This window comes from Streptomyces sp. NPDC005181 (genome assembly GCF_040608395.1).
Taxonomy (GTDB): domain Bacteria; phylum Actinomycetota; class Actinomycetes; order Streptomycetales; family Streptomycetaceae; genus Streptomyces.
Genome location: NZ_JBEXID010000268.1, coordinates 1 through 1,061, shown reverse-complemented (window position 1 = coordinate 1,061; position 1,061 = coordinate 1). Strand labels below are relative to the sequence as shown.

Annotated in this window: 1 protein-coding gene; it reads left to right on the top strand. The window is 66.4% G+C overall.

All coding sequences use genetic code 11. The features are described 5' to 3' along the window. Positions 1-237: 237 nt before the first annotated feature. The coding region (locus ABZV38_RS40550) for an IS110 family transposase (RefSeq protein ID WP_356333994.1) at positions 238-1,061 on the top strand (824 nt) is incomplete at its 3' end.

The window sequence follows — 1,061 nt, the reverse complement described above, 5'->3', positions numbered from 1 at the left end:
TCAGAGGGCTCTACGTTCTTGATCGGGTTGGTCCTCCCATTCGTAGGGTGGGGACACCCAGGGACATCAGGTGTGGCTATGAGAGGGCTGCCGGCTTGTGGCTGGAAACGCTTCGCCGCCTGGTGTCCCACGACGAGTCGGCCGCCGATTAGGAAATGCGAACAAGTCGTTGAGTAGAGCAATGCCGGCGAGGTCGTCCGTGGTACGAACTGCACGAACACGTACGTCAGGAGCACGATGAGCCGGATATGGGCGGGGATCGACAGTGACAAGGGCCACCATCACGGCCTCGCGTTGGGTGCCGACGGCAAGACGCTGTTGTCACGGCGGGTCGCCAACGACGAGCCCGAGCTGCTGAAGCTGATCGGGGATGTCCTGGCCCTGGCCGACGGCTACCGGGTCACCTGGGCCATCGACATGACCGGCGGTGAGCCCGCGCTGCTGCTGGCCCTGCTGATCAACCACGGCCAGGAGGTCCTCTACATTCCCGGCCGCCTGGTGAACCGGGTATCCGATGGCTACCGGGGCGAGGGCAAGACCGACGCCCGCGACGCCTACGTGATCGCCGACCAGGCCAGGATGCGCCGCGACCTGCGGCCCATGCGCCCCGGCGACGAAGCCGCCGTCGAACTGCGGCTGCTGACCGGTCGACGTGCCGATCTCGTCGAGAACCGCACCCGCGTGGTGAAGCGTCTGCGCGGCACCCTGCTGGGCATATTCCCGGCCCTGGAGCGAGCCCTGGATGTGACCAACACCGGCCCGCTCAGGCTGTTGACGGGTTACCAGACTCCGGCAGCGCTCCGCCGCGCCGGCATCACGCGGCTGACGAAGTGGCTGGCCAACCGCAAGGTCCGAAGTGCGAGTTCCCTGGCCGAAGCGGCGGTTGAGGCCGCCGATCGGCAGCACACTGCCGTCCCTGGGGAGAAGACCATCGCGAAGCTGGTCCGCACTCTGGCCGAGGAAGTGATGACCCTCAACGAGCAGATCTCCGAGATGAACAAGCTCATCGAGGGCCGGTTTCGCGAGCACGAACTCGCCGACATCGTCCTGAGCGTCCCGGG